The sequence below is a fragment of the Spiroplasma endosymbiont of Nephrotoma flavescens genome (assembly GCF_964030835.1).
Classification (GTDB): Bacteria; Bacillota_I; Bacilli_A; order Mycoplasmatales; family Nriv7; genus Nriv7.
Map to the genome: position 1 here is coordinate 1,048,176 of NZ_OZ034982.1, position 20,472 is coordinate 1,068,647.

Annotated in this window: 17 protein-coding genes; 2 read left to right on the top strand and 15 right to left on the bottom strand. The window is 27.2% G+C overall.

All coding sequences use genetic code 4. The features are described 5' to 3' along the window. Window positions 1-29: 29 nt before the first annotated feature. Both AAHN02_RS06105 and AAHN02_RS06110 read right to left on the bottom strand, forming a co-directional pair. A complete protein-coding gene (locus AAHN02_RS06105) occupies window positions 30-515 on the bottom strand; it encodes a PTS glucose transporter subunit IIA (protein WP_338967416.1) in 486 nt (161 codons plus the stop codon). A gap of 107 nt (window positions 516-622) precedes the next feature. After that, entirely contained in the window at window positions 623-1,186 is a 564-nt protein-coding gene (locus AAHN02_RS06110) for a hypothetical protein (RefSeq protein WP_342277686.1), read from the bottom strand. A gap of 195 nt (window positions 1,187-1,381) precedes the next feature. On the opposite strand from AAHN02_RS06110, the gene AAHN02_RS06115 reads away from it, so the two are divergent. After that, window positions 1,382-2,326: an IS30 family transposase gene (locus tag AAHN02_RS06115; protein WP_342277687.1), complete on the top strand. Its 945-nt coding sequence runs from the start codon at window positions 1,382-1,384 to the stop codon at window positions 2,324-2,326. 75 nt (window positions 2,327-2,401) lie between these two features. On the opposite strand, the gene AAHN02_RS06120 is transcribed toward AAHN02_RS06115, so the two are convergent. From AAHN02_RS06120 to AAHN02_RS06145, 6 genes are all read right to left on the bottom strand, one after another. Further along, window positions 2,402-4,390, bottom strand: a complete 1,989-nt coding sequence (locus AAHN02_RS06120) for a PTS transporter subunit EIIC (protein ID WP_342277688.1) — start codon at window positions 4,388-4,390, stop codon at window positions 2,402-2,404. 305 nt (window positions 4,391-4,695) lie between these two features. Continuing rightward, window positions 4,696-5,400: an NTP transferase domain-containing protein gene (locus AAHN02_RS06125; RefSeq protein ID WP_342277689.1), complete on the bottom strand. Its 705-nt coding sequence runs from the start codon at window positions 5,398-5,400 to the stop codon at window positions 4,696-4,698. Then, window positions 5,393-7,840 (bottom strand): leucine--tRNA ligase, encoded by a 2,448-nt coding sequence (gene leuS / locus AAHN02_RS06130; RefSeq protein WP_342277690.1) that lies wholly within the window; start codon window positions 7,838-7,840, stop codon window positions 5,393-5,395. Before leuS ends, AAHN02_RS06125 begins: the two co-directional genes overlap by 8 nt. 281 nt (window positions 7,841-8,121) lie before the next feature. Beyond that, on the bottom strand, window positions 8,122-9,846 hold the full coding sequence (gene ptsP / locus AAHN02_RS06135) for a phosphoenolpyruvate--protein phosphotransferase (RefSeq protein ID WP_338966736.1): 1,725 nt from the start codon (window positions 9,844-9,846) through the stop codon (window positions 8,122-8,124). A 283-nt stretch (window positions 9,847-10,129) separates the two neighbouring features. Continuing rightward, entirely contained in the window at window positions 10,130-11,512 is a 1,383-nt protein-coding gene (locus AAHN02_RS06140) for an Mbov_0401 family ICE element transposase-like protein (RefSeq protein ID WP_342277691.1), read from the bottom strand. 99 nt (window positions 11,513-11,611) lie between these two features. After that, entirely contained in the window at window positions 11,612-12,556 is a 945-nt protein-coding gene (locus tag AAHN02_RS06145; protein ID WP_342277692.1) for an IS30 family transposase, read from the bottom strand. 276 nt (window positions 12,557-12,832) lie between these two features. Between AAHN02_RS06145 and AAHN02_RS06150 the strand changes: the two genes are divergently transcribed. After that, a complete protein-coding gene (locus AAHN02_RS06150; protein WP_342277693.1) occupies window positions 12,833-15,148 on the top strand; it encodes an ETX/MTX2 family pore-forming toxin in 2,316 nt (771 codons plus the stop codon). Between the two features lie 343 nt (window positions 15,149-15,491). On the opposite strand, the gene AAHN02_RS06155 is transcribed toward AAHN02_RS06150, so the two are convergent. The 7 genes from AAHN02_RS06155 to AAHN02_RS06185 form a co-directional block, all read right to left on the bottom strand. Further along, the gene (locus tag AAHN02_RS06155) at window positions 15,492-16,004 is read right to left on the bottom strand and encodes a hypothetical protein (protein WP_342277694.1); all 513 of its coding nucleotides are present in this window, start codon (window positions 16,002-16,004) and stop codon (window positions 15,492-15,494) included. A 64-nt stretch (window positions 16,005-16,068) separates the two neighbouring features. After that, window positions 16,069-17,961 carry a hypothetical protein gene (locus AAHN02_RS06160; RefSeq protein WP_342277695.1) on the bottom strand — a complete coding sequence of 631 codons (1,893 nt, stop codon included), beginning with the start codon at window positions 17,959-17,961 and terminating at the stop codon, window positions 16,069-16,071. A 271-nt stretch (window positions 17,962-18,232) separates the two neighbouring features. Beyond that, window positions 18,233-18,625 (bottom strand): hypothetical protein, encoded by a 393-nt coding sequence (locus AAHN02_RS06165; protein ID WP_342277696.1) that lies wholly within the window; start codon window positions 18,623-18,625, stop codon window positions 18,233-18,235. A 22-nt stretch (window positions 18,626-18,647) separates the two neighbouring features. Next, window positions 18,648-18,896 carry a hypothetical protein gene (locus tag AAHN02_RS06170; RefSeq protein WP_342277697.1) on the bottom strand — a complete coding sequence of 83 codons (249 nt, stop codon included), beginning with the start codon at window positions 18,894-18,896 and terminating at the stop codon, window positions 18,648-18,650. 2 nt (window positions 18,897-18,898) lie between these two features. After that, window positions 18,899-19,183 carry a hypothetical protein gene (locus AAHN02_RS06175; RefSeq protein WP_342277698.1) on the bottom strand — a complete coding sequence of 95 codons (285 nt, stop codon included), beginning with the start codon at window positions 19,181-19,183 and terminating at the stop codon, window positions 18,899-18,901. 3 nt (window positions 19,184-19,186) lie between these two features. Beyond that, window positions 19,187-20,173, bottom strand: a complete 987-nt coding sequence (locus AAHN02_RS06180) for a hypothetical protein (protein WP_342277699.1) — start codon at window positions 20,171-20,173, stop codon at window positions 19,187-19,189. A 23-nt stretch (window positions 20,174-20,196) separates the two neighbouring features. Further along, window positions 20,197-20,433: a hypothetical protein gene (locus tag AAHN02_RS06185; protein ID WP_342277700.1), complete on the bottom strand. Its 237-nt coding sequence runs from the start codon at window positions 20,431-20,433 to the stop codon at window positions 20,197-20,199. Window positions 20,434-20,472: the final 39 nt, after the last annotated feature.

The following is a 20,472-nucleotide window of genomic DNA, read 5'->3' on the forward strand; positions in this document are numbered from 1 at the left end:
CAATGAATTCATCTTTTTTATTAAATAATTTATTGAATTATTGCAATAACTTCACCAGCTTTAACAGCACCTAATTTAATATTAGTAATTTTTTTACCTTTTAAACTATCAGGTAAAAAAATTAACGGCGATTGATTTGATTTAATCTCACCAGCAATTTCACTTCAATTAACAACTGCTAATAATTCATTAGCCTTTACTTTTTGACCTTGTTTAACTTTTGGTTCAAACCCCCTACCTTTTAAATTAACCGTATCTAAACCAATGTGTAGTAAACATTCTACTTTTGTTCGATGTTGAATTCCATAAGCATGATTCGTAGGAAATATTGAAGTTATCGTACCTGCAAACGGTGCATAAAACTCATTAGCAGCAGGAATTAATGCGACACCATCACCTAACATCTTTTCATTAAACACCTCATCATCAACATCAGTAATATTAATTACTTCACCATCTACTGGTGATAAAATTTCAATTTGCTTTTTTTTAAAAAAATTACCAAAACTAAACATTTAATTATTTTCCTTTCATATATTATATATATCTTTAATTATATGTGAAAAAATCACTTTTGTCATTAAAACAAAAGTGATATATCCCATCATCTTACCTTAATAATTTATTTTATAATATTAAATCCAACATTATAACTAAGACCTGTTGCTAAATAATGCTTCTGCATTTTATTACTTCACAAATACACATCTAAATAACTAGTTAAGGGCCGATCAACATATAAATCAAATGAACTAATTAAAACTGCTGTTAAATCCACATTACTAGCTCTTCATTTAATTTTCTTAACTTCAAGATCAACCCTTCACCGAATATCTAACTGATTATCAATAAATCTTCTAACATCATTAAGAATTTTGTAATAATATTTAGCATCCGTTAAAGAAAAATTATATGGTTGTTTTTGTTGTTCAGAAATATTAAAATCTTTTTTAAGAGTATTAACAGTTCAATTAAAAATCAACGATTTTGAAAAAATAAAATCTTCTAAGATAAATTTAATATTCTGTTCTCATTGTTCTTCATCAACTGTTTTATTGATAATAAGATTTAAAGCATCAACAGATTTTTCTTCTTTACTTTTAATATTATTAATAGTACCTAAATTGCTTGTAGCTCCTATTGATAAACTCGAAATAATTAATAACTTAGTTAACTTATCATTCATCATTTAATAATCAATCCTTTCAGCTTCTTTCTCTTATTAAAACATATTAATTTTTAAATTCAACTGAAAAAAGAGTGAATTTAATTTGCTGAATTATACTTGTAAGTGCAAGTAAATAAAATTGCAAAAGATTTCATATAAAAATTTCATGATGCTAAGTTTATTTTAGAAAAAGTAAATTTAAGGAGTTTTTATATGGGATACAAACATCTTGGCATAGATGAAAGAATTTATATTGAGAATCAATTGAAATTTAAAGTAAAAATTAGTGAAATAGCTAAAAATCTTAATCGAAGTATTAGTACTATTAATCGAGAAGTTAATAGAAATAAAGATAATAATCATTATTTTTCATTAATTGCACAAAATAAAGCAGAAAATAGAAAACAATTACATGTTTATTTTCATAAATTTAAAAATAGAGAATTAGTAAAATATGTACAACAAAAATTATTATTAGGTTGATCGCCTGAACAAATTTATGGCAGAATTAAAAATTTTCATCAAGAATGAATTATTAGTTTTAAAACAATTTACAATTGAATTTATTCTGGATTACTTGAAAAGGTTACTAGTAAAAATTTAAGAAGAAAAGGTAAGAAACGAAAATCTCAAGAAAATCGGGGTAAATTTAATGGTAAATCCATTAAAGAACGAAATATTAATAATCGCATAACTCTTGGCCATTGAGAAGATGATACTGTAGTATCATCACGAGGTAAAAGTAAATCATGTTTAATAACTTTAGTTGAAAGAACATCAAGATTTACTTTAGCAATATTAGTTGAAAATAGAACTACTAAAGTTATTAACAAAAATATTAGTCATTATTTATCAATTCTTCCAAATAATCTTGTTAAGACTATAACATTTGATAGGGGTAAAGAATTTGCTAATTGACAACAACTTGAAAAAAATTTAAATGTGAAAATTTATTTTGCTGATGCATATTCACCTTGACAAAGAGGTACTAATGAAAATACTAATGGTTTAATTAGAGAAAAATTTCCTAAAAAATTTAATTTTTCAAACACTACTAAAAATGCAGTTCATAAATTTATATTGTCTTTAAACCAAAGACCAAGAAAAATACTAAATTATCTTTCGCCAATCGAATATTTGGTTAGAAAAATAATTTAGTTGCACTTAACTTTACAATTTGGCATTTTTTTTAAATTCACTCTTAATTAATTACTATTTACTACTAAATATTTATTACTTTTTACTATTTTCTGCGGAAGAAGAGCGATACAAAATTTCCTTAATTTTATTTTTTCAAATATCTGATTGACCACCAAAAACTACAGCCACTTGCTTCTTACCACTCTTTTTAATAGGCTTAGTACTTAAAATTTCTAATTCGCCAGCATCAACTTTATTCATATCAACGACTTGCACTCGCAATCTTGAAGCACAAGCATCAATATTTTCAATATTTTCTGCTCCGCCCAAAGCAGCTAATATTTTTTCTGCTGTAACAATTCCTTTTCCAGATTTCTTATCTTTAAGTTTTTCTTTTTCATCATTAATAATATTATCTTCTATTGGCGACATATTCTTAGATTGACTTTTTGCTGCTTGATAATCTTTTTTTGTAAATAAATGAATCTGCCCATCAACAGCTTCTCTTCCCGGAATTTTAATATTAAATCGTAAAATCAAGAAATAAAATAAGAAGAAATAAATCGCTGCATAGGCTGCACCAACAATTGGTACAACTCATCAATTAGTTGTTTGACCACTAAAACTTGGAACAATTCCATAAATAATTCAGTCTAATACTCCACCAGAGAAAGTCATTCCAATTTTTACTTGTAAAACATTCATTAACATAAATGATATTCCCGCTAATGGCACATGAATCCCATAAAATAACCACGGGGCCACAAATAAGAAACTAAATTCTAACGGTTCAGTAATTCCTGTTAAGAAACTGGTTAATCCCGCAGAAGCATATACCCCTAATGCTGTATTTCGATTTTCCTTAGGTACCGTCAATGCCATTGCTGCTGCTGCTGCTGGCAATCCAAACATCATAAAGGGAAACTTACCTGCTTGGAATCGTCCTAGTCGTAATCCCCGACCTCACATATCTTGCAATGTTAATTTTCCATCAGCAATAACTGCCATAAATCCTGTTTGGTCACCAACAGCTGTTAAAGTTAATGGATTAGCTACATCCCCAGTACTAGCAAAGTCACTAATCGCTCCACCAGCACCAGATCATCACAATGGTGCATAAAACACATGATGCAATCCAAAAGGAATTAATGACCGTTCAATTAATCCAAAAAATAATGAATCTAATCCCACAGGTAATGTTCCCGATGAACGCCCAAATCAATTAAATGCTGCCCCAACTGGCGGTCATATTAAAATAAAAATAAACGCCAAGGGAATAACAGCAAAGAATACCACAATTGGGACAAATTTTACGCCACTAAAAAAACTAATATAAGAAGGTAATTCTGTTAGATAAAAGCGATTGTAAAGAAAAGCAACTAACGCCCCAATAATAATTCCTCCAAATACTCCTGAATTTAGTATTGGTCCAATACCTAAAATTGATGTCGTTAATTTATTATCAACTGCTAAATCACCTTTTCAAAATCATAAATTATAGTTAATCGGCGTTTCACTTGATGATATTACTTGATAAAAAGTATCCTCAATTGGTTTTCCGCCCAATGTTCCTCCTAATAATTTACTAAATTCAGCAGTTAATTTTGGTATTAAATCTTTTCCCGTATATAATTCCTTTAATGAAACTACAATCTTCTGATCTTTACCCGCATCATCAACATATGCTAAAACATAGTTATAGTTTATTACCCCTTGATTCATAAAGACAGCAATTACAACAACAAAAATTAGAAAACCAATTAATGCGGTTAAACCTGCAACTCCCGCATCATTAGTAAAAGCAATTGCAACTGAAATTGCAAATAATACTGGTAAATTAGCAAATAGGACATCACCCATCATTTTTAAAAATGTACCAAAAGTTTCTCAGGCTTCTGCATCAGCATTTTTAGCAAGTGTTTCAATTGTTGCTCCAATTCCTAAAAATAATCCCGCAATTGGTAACAACGCAATCGGCAACATAAATGCTTTAGATAATTTTTGAAGAACACCTTGACTTTTTTCTTTAAAGTTACTCCAAAAACTGCCTAAAGACTGTTTAAATCCAAGTTTTGACGACATATAAACCGTTCCTTTTCTATTTAAATGCCAAATTGTAAAGTTTTGTATCCCATATAAAAACTCCTTAAATTTACTTTTTCTAAAATAAACTTAGCATCATGAAATTTTTATATGAAATCTTTTGCAATTTTATTTACTTGCACTTACAAGTATAATTCAGCAAATTTAAAAATAAATTCTAAAAATTTTTTTATTTTAAAATTCAAGCAATAACCTCCACTCTATTTTTAATAACTAAATTAAATATTATTTAGTTAATTTAAGAAATTATTACAATCTCTTTAAACTAAATATATCAATAATAACTATGAAATTTTTATCGTTTTAGCAACTGAAATTTCTAAATCTTCTGGTGTATCAATATCTCATTGGTCATCTTCACTTAATATATAAGGAGCAATAACAATTTTATTTTTTAAAGCACTAGCAATAAGAATATCCACCATTTGATATTGAGAAATCTCATTTTTAGCAAACTTAATTTGCAATTGTTCTCTAATCGCCTTTGCTCATCGTTCATCTAACAATGACCATTCACCTAATAATAGCTTATGCATATTATTACTTTTTTCATAACCAATAATATTATTGTTATTACCTATATTATACACTCAATCAATCTTTTTAGTTACTCGTTTAACGGCACACATAATTGGTTTTGCTGTTAAATTCATAAAAAAATTTCGCCCCATTACCATATCACCACTAATAATAATTGTATTATCTTGTAAGTAATCTTTAACTAAATAACCAGCATAGGCACTAGAACCATTTTCATATTGCGCATTATGAACAAGCTTAACTTGCACATACTTATCAACTAAATATAAAAAATCTTGATGACGATAACCAGTAATAACAATAATTTCATTAACTTTAGCCACTAATAAATTAGTTATTATTTTTTCAATTAAAATTTCACCATTAATATTTAATAATGATTTATGTTGATGATTTAATTTTAATCTTCTGCCAACTCCGGCCGCAAAAATAATCGCTCGCTTAATCATCGTGTTTATCCACTACTTTAGTAACAAAGTTAATAATTTTATTCATTACAAATATTGTTTGTTTAATTTCATATTGATATAAAATTTTTTGTAAATAGTCATCATTTTGAATAATTTTTAAAATTTCTTCTTGTGATAAATTCGGCACAACATTTAATTTTCCTCGTAATTTACCATTAACCTGAATAATAACAACAACTTCATCTTTCACTAAATACTTAGCATCATATTCAGGTCATTTTTGAACAGCAACACTACTTTCTTGGGCTAATATTAATCATAATTCTTCTGCTAAATGCACAGCAAATAAACTTAACATTTTGATAAATCCTAAAAAATAAGGTAAATAAATTTGCTTTGTTTTATAACAAGCATTAACAAAAACCATTAATGATGATAACGCCGTATTAAAAGCTAAATTTTCCAAATCAGTAGTTACTTTAAACACTGTTTGATGATAAATTTTATCCATTTGACCATCATTATTTTTAATAATTCAAGCAAGATGTTCAGTTACTAAACGATAAATCCGATCTAATCATCTCCTTGTACCATCAATACCTTGAATATTTCATGGCATTGATGCTGTTAATGGTCCCATAAACATCTCATAAACGCGTAAAGCATCAGCACCATGCGTCATAATGATATCATCGGGATTGACACCATTATCTTTTGATTTTGACATCTTTTCACCATCAACACCTAAAATCATTCCTTGATTAACAAGTTTCATAAAAGGTTCAGGTGTCGGAACAACTTTTAAATCATACAATACTTGATGTCAAAATCGAGCATATAGTAAATGCAACACCGCATGTTCTTGACCACCAACATACAAATCAACTGGTAATCATTGTTCCAATAATTTAAACGCGGTTTTACTATTTAAGGGAATAAAACTACCATCATCTTGTTTCAAAATATATGCTAAATAATATCAACAACTACCTGCTCATTGTGGCATTGTATTTGTATCTCTTTTGCCTTTAACACCATCATTTCTAGTAACATTAACAAAATCAACCATATTTGCCAACGGCGACTGACCATTAACTGTTGAAACAATATTATCTGTTAATGGTAATATTACCGGTAAATCTAACTCATCAACTAAACCAGTGGTACCATCATCTCAAAAAATAATTGGAAACGGTTCACCTCAATATCTTTGGCGCGAAAACAATCAATCGCGTAATTTATAAGTTGTATGTTTTTTAGCGATTGCTTTTGCTTCCAAAACATTAATAATTTTACTAATGGCTTGTTCATTATTTAGTCCATTCAAAAACTGAGAATTAATATGAATACCATCACCAGTTATTGGCATTTTCATATTATCATTTTCAATAACAATCTTTATTGGTAAATTATATTTTAATGCTAAATGATAATCTTCAGCACTATGTGCGGGAACACACATTATTGCTCCTGTTCCATAATGATATAACACATAATCAGCAACTCAAATCGGAACTAATTCATTTGTTAACGGATGCAACGCATAACTACCCGTAAATACCCCTTGTTTATCATTATTTAACTCTTGGCGTTCTAAATTAGTTTTCATTTTAACTTCTGATAAATACTCATTCATTTGTTGCTCATTATTCTTAATAGTAAGCGAAACTACTAATGGATGCTCTGGTGCTAAAATAATAGCACTAACACCAAAAATCGTATCCAACCTTGTAGTAAAAACTGAAATTTTTTCTAATGAATTTTGAATTTTAAAATCCACTAATGCCCCTAATCGTTCACCAATTCAATTTCTTTGTAATTCTTTAACGGAATTAGGTCAATCTAAATCATCTAATCCTTTTAATAGTCTTGAAGCGTAATTAGTTATTTTTAAAACTCATTGCTGCATTGGTTTTTTAATAACCGGATAATGACCTCTTTCAGAAACCATTTTTCCTTCAATAACTAAAACCTCTTCATTAGCTAAAACTGTTCCTAATTTTTCACATCAATTAACATCACTTCATTTTAATTGAACTAAACCTTTTTTATAAATTTGTGAAAATATTCATTGTGTTCATTGATAATAATTAGGGTCAGTAGTATTTATTTCTTTATTATAATCATAAGAAAAACCTAAGCGTTGCAATTGATGACGAAAATTATTAATATTTTCCAAAGTAAAACTTACAGGATTATTTTTTGTTTTTAAAGCATACTGTTCAGCTGGTAAACCAAACGCATCTCAACCAATAGGATGCAAAACAGCATAACCTTGCATCTTACGAAATCGTGCCATTACATCAGTAGCAATATAACCTTTTAAATGACCAACATGTAATCCAGCACCAGATGGATATGGAAACATATCAAGAATATAAGTTTTTTTAGTTGCCATATTACTAGGCGTCTTAAATATTTGCTGATTTTTTCAATACTCTTGTCACTTTTTTTCTAAAGCACGATGTGAATAAATCATAATGTATCCTTTCTTATCATATATATTTTAACTAAATATTCTCAATACAGAAATTAAGGAAGCGATAAACCCAAGAATAAACATACATCCACATAAAAAGAAAATATTTTTCTTAATAAAAAATCACAATGTATCCTTATAAACAACTTTTGAAAAATATTTTGTTACTAACAGTCAATGAATAACAAAACATAAAATTGTCAAAATAAGACAACTAACAGTTAAAGCAATACCCATATTCTTATTTATTGTTGTCGTTGCCAATATCATATTTAAAAACATTAAATTAATTTCTTTTCTTGTAAAAATTTAGTAACAAGAGTAATTACTTCATTTTCATTATGACATTTTAAAGCCTCATTCACAAGAATAACTGTCTCTTTTTTAGTTAAACTATTAATAATTTTTCTTGCTTCTAATATTGATGTTGATGACATTGAAAAGTAATCTAATCCCATTCCTAATAATAATGGTAATGCCAAAATTTCTCCTGCCATTTCGCCACACATTCCAACTCATTTCTTATTTAAATGAGCACCATCAATTGTCATTTTAATTAGTCTTAATATTCCTGGATTATAAGGTTGATATAAATATGATACCTTCGGTGACATTCGATCAACAGCAATTCCATATTGAATTAAATCATTAGTTCCAATCGAAACAAAATCAGCATATTGAGAAAAAATATCACTCATTACCGCAGCAACAGGAATTTCAACCATCATTCCAATTTGAATGTCATCACTAACAGCAATATTTTCTTGCTTTAATTCTTCTTTACATTGCAAAGTTATGGCTTTAGCTTCTTTAAACTCATTCACAGTAGCAATCATAGGAAACATAATTGCTAATTTACCATAAACCGATGCTCTTAGTAATGCTCGCAATTGCGTTTTAAAAACATCAATCTGATCTAAACACAAACGAATTGCACGATAACCTAAAAAAGGATTCATTTCCGATTCAAACTGATAATACGATAAATGCTTATCACCACCAATATCAAGTGTCCGAATAACAACCATATCATTAGGTATTTTCTCTAAGACAGCTTTATATGCTTGGAATTGTTCTTCCTCTGTTGGCCATTGATTACTATTCATATATAAAAATTCCGAACGAAATAATCCCACTCCGTTGCCACCATTATCAATAACACTATCAACATCGTGAAAAGAACCAATATTTCCTTCTAAAGTAACTTTATGCCCATCTAAAGTTATCGTTGGTTCATCCTTATATTTTTGCAATTGTTGTTGCTTAATTTTTCATTGCGTTTGCAATTCTTTTCATTCAACTTGTTGAGCACTACTAGGATTAGTTATGACAACACCAGTTTTTCCATCCATAATAATTAGTTCATCATTTTCTACTTTACTAGTAATATCTTTTAATCCTACAATCGCTGGAATTTCTAAACTACGCGCCATAATCGCCGCATGCGAAGTTCTACCACCAATATCACAAAGAAATCCTTTCACAAATTCCGGATTTAATTGTGCTGTTTGCGATGGTGTTAAATCAGAACTAACAATAATTACTTCTTCATCAATAATTGCTAAATCTTGAATTTTTATTCCCAATAAATGCTTAATTAAACGATTAGTAACATCTTCAATATCGCTTGCTCTTTCACGCATATAAGCGTCATCCATCGCTTTAAACATCGCAATATATTTATTAGCAATAACGAAACTCGCATACGAACTAGTAACTTGTTCACTAGTAATCATCTGTTTTATTTCATCAATAATAGTGGGATCACTAATAATTTGCTCATGAGCCATAAAAATTTTAGCTTTATCTTCACCAAGCTTTTTAAGAGTTTCGGTATATAATTTCCGAATTTCAGTAAGCGATATATCCAACGCTTGCTCTAAATTTCGTAATTGCTCTTCAATATTAGTAACTTGTTCTTTTTCAACTTCAATTCGTTGTTCAATTAACTTATATACTTTAGCAATGGCAATTCCGTTTGAAGCACCAATAGCTTTCAACTCCATAATATGTCCTCGTTTCTATATATGTTTACTAGTAATTATATATAAAAAAGTTCAGTTTTTCCAATAACAATTGCAATCTGGTCGCGTTTAGTTTTCTTAGGTATTGCTTTGAAGAAGTAAAACAATCAGCTAATTATATTATTTAATTACTAAACTAACCATACCTTTCTTGTTATTGTCATTTTTATTCATTACTATTTTATCATATTATTGAATTTTTACACAATAAAAATTATTAATATTATTAAATTTTCACTAATATATATTAATTTTATATTTTTACTTACTTAAATTTATTATATTTATTTGTTACAGCATTACCTTTATAATTAATTCAACTATCATCATTTTTATTATTATATTTATTTCATAATGAATTTTTATATATTTCTTTTCTGATTTCTATTTCTGAATTAATATTTTCATTAATATAATGTAATACATTTAATTTGTTTAAATTTGCCATTCTTAAATGTAATAAGTTATTTAAATTCTTATGATTATATATTTTTGCCCCATACCCTAATTGTTGTTTTACTAAATGCGATACATCACTCTCGATGCTACAACCGATATTTCATTCTAAATTTTGATTATGAATGCCGTGCTTATTATTACTGAAATAATTACTCGCCCTCCTTAAATTTGTTTTAATATCTTTATTTAATTCATTTTTAGCGGCATTACGAATGTTTTTTATCAATTCTTGATGATTTCCATTTTTATATAATTCAATTCAACTATTTAGTGTTACTTTGCGATTTTCAAAAATAATATTAAATGCCGTTTGTTTTAATTTTTTAATAGCGTGATACCCATCTAAAATATATCTAACATTACCAAAACTATTGGCAATTTCTCTAATTCAAGTAGCACCGTCACCACAAACAATTATTTTGTCATAATTAATATTCACATAATGTTTTTGTAATTCTCTAATTAATAAGTCACGATAATCCATAGTATTTATTCGTTTACCACCTTTTAACATTAGAAAATGACCTCGTTTGTTTTCTAATTCTCTACGAGCATTTTTGTAATTTTTTTCTTTATGCCCGGTATGAAAAGTAACTAAACGAATTCTTTGGTCTTGTTTAACTTTCTGATCTAATGTCGCTAAAAATGTCTCATCTAGTTGAATATATAAATCCTTATTTTTAACATCAATTCTAGTTTTAGTTTCTTTTTCTGCGAGTTGAAAATATTCGGCAATATCGTATTTATTTAAAATATTTGAAATACTACCTTTTGAAATATAACAATGATTTAGAGCATCTAAAATATCGCGATAGCGTTTGCCATCACCCAAAAGACTTAAAACTTTAAATTGGACATCAAAATAAATGCGTTGTTTGGGCAATAAACCAATTTCTTTATCTAGTAAACATACATATTCAAATTTACCTGATTTTTGATTTCAATATTTATATCGGCGTCGTTTAAAAATAACTTCACCAAAAATTGTAATAATTGTTCTTGAGGCAAAATGAACTACTTTATAACCTTGTTTTAACCGATAATGATATTTATATAAGTATTCATCTAATTTTTCGTATTCATTAGCTAGTTGTTCGCATTTGTTGGTGTACATATTTTTATGGGTTATAAATAAACTGAATCAATGTTTATTTTCTGGGTTTTTTACATTATTATTAATTTTTAACATAATAAATTACCTTTCTTGATAGTAACTTTAATAAAGTTTAGTTAGCTTATTTTTTTGCTTTAATGATAAATGTTTGCCAAATTGTAAAGTTAAGTGCAACTAAATTATTTTTCTAACCAAATATTCGATTGGCGAAAGATAATTTAGTATTTTTCTTGGTCTTTGGTTTAAAGACAATATAAATTTATGAACTGCATTTTTAGTAGTGTTTGAAAAATTAAATTTTTTAGGAAATTTTTCTCTAATTAAACCATTAGTATTTTCATTAGTACCTCTTTGTCAAGGTGAATATGCATCAGCAAAATAAATTTTCACATTTAAATTTTTTTCAAGTTGTTGTCAATTAGCAAATTCTTTACCCCTATCAAATGTTATAGTCTTAACAAGATTATTTGGAAGAATTGATAAATACTGACTAATATTTTTGTTAATAACTTTAGTAGTTCTATTTTCAACTAATATTGCTAAAGTAAATCTTGATGTTCTTTCAACTAAAGTTATTAAACATGATTTACTTTTACCTCGTGATGATACTACAGTATCACCTTCTCAATGGCCAAGAGTTATGCGATTATTAACATTTCGTTCTTTAATGGATTTACCATTAAATTTACCCCGATTTTCTTGAGATTTTCGTTTCTTACCTTTTCTTCTTAAATTTTTACTAGTAACCTTTTCAAGTAATCCAGAATAAATTCAATTGTAAATTGTTTTAAAACTAATAATTCATTCTTGATGAAAATTTTTAATTCTGCCATAAATTTGTTCAGGCGATCAACCTAATAATAATTTTTGTTGTACATATTTTACTAATTCTCTATTTTTAAATTTATGAAAATAAACATGTAATTGTTTTCTATTTTCTGCTTTATTTTGTGCAATTAATGAAAAATAATGATTATTATCTTTATTTCTATTAACTTCTCGATTAATAGTACTAATACTTCGATTAAGATTTTTAGCTATTTCACTAATTTTTACTTTAAATTTCAATTGATTCTCAATATAAATTCTTTCATCTATGCCAAGATGTTTGTATCCCATATAAAAACTCCTTAAATTTACTTTTTCTAAAATAAACTTAGCATCATGAAATTTTTATATGAAATCTTTTGCAATTTTATTTACTTGCACTTACAAGTATAATTCAGCGTTTTTTAGAACTAGTATTCAATATCCTGAAAAAATTATAGAAATTATTATTTAATGTTATATAATTAAATTCCAAGGCAAAGAGACTCTAGATTAATTTTTTGGAGAAAGGGAAAAAGTACTATAAATTTTATTAATTAGCAAAAATTCATAAAAAGGGTTTAATAAATGAAAAAATTACTAGAAATTTTAGGAACAGTAACAATAGTCGGAAGCGGAATATCAGGCATTGTTGCGAACAAACCACATCTGGCACAAGAACAAAAAACAAAATTAGTAAGTAGTGAAATTCATTATTTACAAACAAATAATTTAGAAAGTTTAATTAGAAATAAAAGAGAAAATAATAATGAAATTAATATTAATGATATAAAATTTTCAATAGCTGAATGAAAACACATTAACAATAATGATGCAATATTTGTTAGAACCACTAACGGAGAAGTGTATTATCTTAATGGTTTAAGAAAATGAAAATATAATATACCATATCCGGTGACAGCAATTTATCGATTTGAAAAAGATGGTTTTGGCAGAAGTGCTGGGGATGTTTATTTTGGAACAACCAACGGAATATATTTATCAACAGCACAAAACAATTGAATTAATCCGTCAAAAATTAATGGTATTGATGAAGAAATAGTATCTATTCAAACAGATCGCGGGCATGAGAATAGTGTGCATATTAAAACTATTAGTGGTAAAGCGTGTTTTATGGATGCTAATGGAACAATTGGTTGATATAACATACCATATCCGGTGACAGCAATTTATCGATTTGAAAAAGGTGGTTTTGGCAGAAGTGCTGGAGATGTTTATTTTGGAACAACCAACGGAATATATTTATCAACAGCACAAAACAATTGAATTAATCCGTCAAAAATTAATGGTATTGATGAAGAAATAGTATCTATTCAAACAGATCGCGGGCATGAGAATAGTGTGCATATTAAAACTATTAGTGGTAAAGCGTGTTTTATGGATGCTAATGGAACAATTGGTTGATATAACATACCATATCCGGTGACAGCAATTTATCGATTTGAAAAAGGTGGTTTTGGCAGAAGTGCTGGAGATGTTTATTTTGGAACAACCAACGGAATATATTTATCAACAGCACAAAACAATTGAATTAATCCGTCAAAAATTAATGGTATTAATATTGGCATTACTGAAATTGACCATATTAATGGTAATGGTGCAGTATTTGTTAGAACTATTAACGGAGAAGTATACTATGTTAATGGTTTAGGAAAATGAAAATATAATATACCATATCCGGTGACAGCAATTTATCGATTTGAAAAAGTTGGTTATGGTAGAAATGTTGGGGATGTTTATTTTGGAACAACCAACGGAATATATTTAGTAAAAATGGGTAGCTGAACAGCAGAAAAACATTTATTAAATGATTTTATTAAAATAAATTTTATAAACCAGCTTAATAATGTTAATAATATTTCTATTTTAAATGAATTAAATTATTTAAATCCTAACTTGGATATTTCGCAATTGGAAATAGCTGAAAAAGAAAATAATTCATTTTTAGTAAAAGCAAGAACAGATAGCAACAAATATATTGGTGAAAAGAAAATTTACTACACAATAAATAATCAACAAAATAAGATTATTAATTTAAATGAATTAATTAAAAAAGGTATATTTTTAAGTTTTAGAGATAAAAATCAAGGAATTACTATAAAAGAAATTAAAAATATTAATACAAATAATCTAATATATTCAAATGTAACAGCAACAAAAAATATCGAACCAATATATAATAAAAATAGCAAAAGTATTTGTTTTGGAACAACCACATTATTTCATAATTTAGCTGAAAAACAGAAAATGAAAACGCCAAATTGTAAATATACAAAAGAAACAACCATAAATTCTCAAATTACAACAGGTTTAAGCAGAACTGAAGGTGAAGAGAAAAACACAGAACAAAGTTATATTTCAAGTATGGAACATAATTGAAATATTGAATTAAGTGCAAGTGCAACAGTATGACCTTTTGCAGAAGCTTCTGCTACTGCCGGAACCGGGGGTAGTTATAGCTCTTCATCAACCAAAACATCATCTGAAACAAAAACCTTAAGTAATACATTTGATTTTTCAAGTAATAAAACAAATGAATATAAAGAAGTTTCAGAAGTGGAATTACCGTCACAAGAAATTGAAGTTAACCCAAATCAAAAGATTAAGGTTACTGCTTCATTAGATGAAGTTTTAGCGCAAGTAACATTAAAATTAACACAAAATATTTATGGTAACATTACTTCACAAATAACAAATACAAGCAATGAAGAAAAATCATTTGAAATTTTAATTAAAGAAATTATGCAAAAATTAAAAGAATATAATCTTTTGCCACAAGAAATTATCATAAATAATGATGATAGTATAACTTTTAATGGGAGTGCGCATAGGTCATTAAAACAAGGATTTGATGGTAATATTGAGTTTCATGAAGTAAAATAAAAATCATAAAATATTAAGTTTTTTAGGAACAATCGCTTCATAACCATAACGGGAGTAATAAATTAAATATTTTGTAAAAAATAATTGTTTAAACTTTTAATGGGGAAGCAAAAATTTCTTTGACACAAGAAGGAGAACCAAAATTAATTATAAATACTTCAATAGTTTAATTGTTTGTGAAAAATAATCAAACTATTCAAACCAGTAATCAACAAAAATTACTGGTTTTTATTTTGTCAAAATAGAAAAAATGAAAAGTTGCTTACTTAGTTGTTTAAGAGTATTGTCATCATAGAAAACCACCTTTTAAGCGGATGATTTTAACGGTTTTTAAATTTAGTTATTACGGATGATTTTCAATTTCAATTTCAAAATCATTTGTACTTCTTAATATGTAATCTATTTTATTATCATCATAAGCAGGACTAATATTTCCTAAACTATCATATTTGCAGTCATCTAAATTTGTACCTTGCGCTTTAATTGTTATTTTTTTATTAATTACTCATGTATTTCGCATGGCGGTTTCTTGGCCGCCTGTATTTATTAGTTGTCTAATCTTATCTTGTTTGCTCTGATTATTTTGTAATTTTTGTGTAAATAAGAAACTAAGGTTTTCTAAATTTCTTAATTCTGGTAATTTTTCATTTAGATTGTTATTATCTATTTTATTTATTTGAACTTGTGTAATATTATTTGTTGAATTCGAAATTCAAAACCTCACTTTTTCTAGATTTTTGATTTCAAAATCATAAACTTTATTTCTTTGTTCTATTAATTCATTTGGTTTTTTAGAACATCCAATCGTTGGTAATATTGTTAATCCCAAAAGAGCTATTTTATTTAAAATTTTCATTATTTTAATTCCTTTATTACTTTATTTTTCAATATATATATATATATATATATATTATAGCATTTTACATGAAAATCCTTAAAATCATTAGGAAAATGGCAAAACCGATTAAAAATTGAAAGGTGTAGTAAAAGGCAGGTACTGTTTTAAAAACCGGAAAAATGGCGGTTGAAAAGTTAACTGTTGCTTTTGCAATAATTGCTAATGGTCGTAAAATGGTAATAATTTGTGAGGCTGTCAACATTCAGTTTAGCATTTTAATACCAGCATTTTGAATGGCACAGCCAATATCGTTAAAAGTAGGTATTCATCGTCCGGAATATTTACAATTTGCTGGTGGAATTAGGTCGTCTCATTCTGAATTTGTTGAACCGTCAGGAATAAAGGCCGTGGAATTTAATACATTAAAGTCATAGATTTTAAAATTGTAGTTAGAGTTGTTTCCATTATGATAAAGTGGAAAAGTTAAGGTAAAAATATTAATACCATATCGAATATCAATGTCGGTGTTAAGATAATTAATACTATTAGCAGTGTTGCTTGCTGACAATTTAATCAGTTTATTGTCGTAAGATTTAAGAACATTAAAATCAATTTGATAAATGTTATTGGTGTTGTTAATAGCATTGTAATTTTCTTGGTGCATTTTTTTGTCAAAAGTAAAGAAATAACTTCTTAATAATAATTCTGAATTACCAGTAACATTGATTAAATATTTTTTGGGATAAAAGGTAATTAACGAACGATAAAAGAAACCGATTTGAATAAAGTAATCTTTGTTGTAATTATCTACACCCTTAAAATCAATTTCGGTATGAGTTTTTTCGTCCATATCAAAAGTAGCATAAAATAAACTAGCAAAGAAGTTGCCAAGTATTTCATAGATTTCATCAAAAATATTTTTGTAATCGCTGTTATTAATACTAGGAATGTTATTTTTAAAATAAAAGTAAATATCATTTCGTAAATCGGGGTCATAGCGTAGAAAACTAAATTTAACATCAAGATAATTTAATGTTCCGAAAAGATACTTAATTAGATAATAATCGTTAGTATTTTGGGTGTTATATTTTCAGATTTCACTTTCACCGTGTAATAATTGTAAATAGTCATTACCTGCGATTAAGGTTTTATTAAAAGCTTTAATTTTTAAAATATTTGTATTAATTTCATCTTCACTACTAGAAGTTTTGTGATAAAAATAGCTTTCGTTTTTAAAACCATGATTTTTAATGGTGAATTCTTTATAGTAACCTTTTTCTAAAGTGTCAATGAAATTGAATACTGGCGTTCAATAGAGATAAGAGTAATTAAATTTATCAAAATCGCCACGATGAATCATTAAATAATCAAGATTATCAATGATATCATTATATTTGTGGTTACCATCAAATTTAGTAGTTGTTATCGGTAAATTAATGTCGGTACTGTCTTTTTCAATTTCAATTTCAAAATCATTTGTACTTCTTAATATGTAATCTATTTTATTATCATCATAAGCAGGACTAATATTTCCTAAACTATCATATTTGCAGTCATCTAAATTTGTACCTTGCGCTTTAATTGTTATTTTTTTATTAATTACTCATGTATTTCGCATGGCGGTTTCTTGGCCGCCTGTATTTATTAGTTGTCTAATCTTATCTTGTTTGCTCTGATTATTTTGTAATTTTTGTGTAAATAAGAAACTAAGGTTTTCTAAATTTCTTAATTCTGGTAATTTTTCATTTAGATTGTTATTATCTATTTTATTTATTTGAACTTGTGTAATATTATTTGTTGAATTCGAAATTCAAAACCTCACTTTTTCTAGATTTCTAATTTCAAAATCATAAATTTTATCACTTTGTCTTTTATTTCTAATTAGTGATTGTGTTGTTATTTTGTCATTGTTAATGTTTTGCGGAATGGTAAAAATGTTATTGAAACTAATAATTAACACGGTAAATATTTTCATAAACATTTTTATCACTCCTTTTTAAAATATTTTATTTTTCATTGTTCTTTTGGTTTTAATCTTTTTTAATATAAAACGAATTAAACAGTTCACTATTTCTGTTATGGTTACTCATACTAAGGAATAACCTATAATCATTAACTTACCAATTGTTCCAAAATTTTTAATAAATTGTTGCAAATTTTCAATATCTGTATGTAATAATAAAACTATACTTAAAGATATGAATATAATGTAATTAAGTATTATTCATCAATATTTTTTTAAAGAATTAATGAGTTTGTTTGATTTCATTTTTCAAGGCTCTTTTTGCTTTAATTTTTTGAATAATCAAGCGGATTAATTTTTCAAATTTAAGTGCAAAATATATTGCTCCGCCTCATCAAAAAACAAATATTCCTGCTAGCATAATACCATTATTGAATTTACCAAAGAATTTAACCATTTCTTTGTTCATAAAATCATTAAATTCGTTACTTGTTCCGGTTATTCATTTAGTATCGCTTACTGTTAATGCACAAATTAATAAGCTTATAAAGATGAAAATGGTACTTAATACTATTTTTAACCACTGCTTTTTAAAAGAATTTTTAATTCTTAATTTTAATGGCTTTTTTTCTTTTGAATTATCTTTTTTAAATAATTTTACTAAAAGTTTTTTCATTTTAACTCTCCTTTCATATTTTTTATCGTCCTTTAATCACAATAAATAAAGCAATAAGTACACAAGTGATACCAAGAATGGTAAAGATTGGATGTTGAGAAAATGTCCGGGCCATTGGTTTAAATAGTTCTAAAATTGTTAAATTGCTAGTAATAAACTTTTGGAAATTGGCAAGTCCTTCGCTAATATAGTTTGTTAAAGTTTCAAAATGACTACCAGCTAAAAGTCCAAGAACAGTTATTAAGATAAAAATAATAATTAGTTTAAACATTTTTAGTTACCTTGTTTTATTTTTATTGGTTTTATTTGTTTTTTAGCTTTTCCTCACGCACTTAATCGACCTTTATTTTTAACCGCATATTGGCGTTGTTTTTCTAAATTAACTTGTTGACTACCAAATCCAAGAATAATTGCCATAAGAAATTCTACAGCCAGCGTTAAGAATAAAGGAAATATTAATTGAATATTCGTTCCTGGTACTTCAAGACTTCAAATTAAATCAAAAACCTTATAAAGCATTTGAGCCAGAAAGTCGGCCATTTTTGCGAGATTTTCCATTTTTTATTGTTCCTTTTCTTTCATTTTTCTTAAAAATTTGCTAAATTTATCCATTTTTAAGTATTCTAAGTCTTCTAAATCAATTGCTGTGTCAGTATAGTATTTGTCTTCATAGTCAGGATTTACTTTTGAATTTAAGTAATCTCTTAAAAATGCTAGGTAAAAAGAATTGTAAGTGTTAAGTATGGGTAGAGGAATTTTTAGTTTAAAAAAATAAATATCAAGTTCAGGGATATCACGGTATTTAATACGGCGACCTTTTTTGCTATTTTTCGCATCAATTAAGGTGTTTCGTCAGCGTTCATATTCTTCAATGCTAGTAAAGGTACCATAGATGACTTTTAAGTAAGGGCGAAAAATATTAACGGGTTTTTTGCGAATTCCCACAATCACATTATTGGCAATATCACGAACTTTAACTCAAATATGTTTATCTCTTTGACCACTAGCGAGAACAATATGACCGAAATGGCGTGCCAGAGCAAAATATTCTTGGATACCGGTTTCTTCGTTTTTGGTATTATTTTTTTCTCAATCCGTTCCTTCTAAAAATAAGTTCGTTTCATCTCATAACAGTAAGGTTTTGTCTGGTAATACCGGATAATCAAAGTCTAACAATCCCATATGGCCTAAACTTAATTTTTGGGTTTCTAGTAATGGAAATGTTGATGCGATGTGATATTTCTTCTTTTTTAATAATTTTGCTGCGTATACTAGAAAAGCAGTTTTTCCAGTCCCTAACGAACCAATAACAATGTTTAATGGTGAATTTTTTAAGAAGTTAATCACTTTGTTAATTTGTGTTAAATTGCTGATTTTAAAAACGAAAATCAAAATACAACCTGCTAAAAATAAATAGCCCACAATGTTTTTAAAATAACCGTTGTAAATGTATCAAATTGCTCCTCAATGTCATAAAATTAAAAATGAGGTGCGATTTAATTCAATAAAATGGTTATTTTTTTCTATTATTCATTTGCAAAATTTCATCTTGCACCTCACTTTATTTTTTGTTAGCGTACTGCGCCAAGTAATTTTTCAAACATTTTAAAGCAAATAAAGAATATTGCCAAAATAAATGGAAAAATGAAGATTCAGTAGTCAGCAAAGAAGTTACCGACTTGCGGCATATTAACGGCAATAATTTCTCACATTTTAGTAAACGCCGTTATAATTGCATTTCACAATTTAGTCATCGCATCGCTAGCTGTTATTTTTGCTGGTGCATCGGCCAAGAAAGTTCCAAACATATAATCACCCCCTTTCTTTAATGTAACTTCTTGACATTA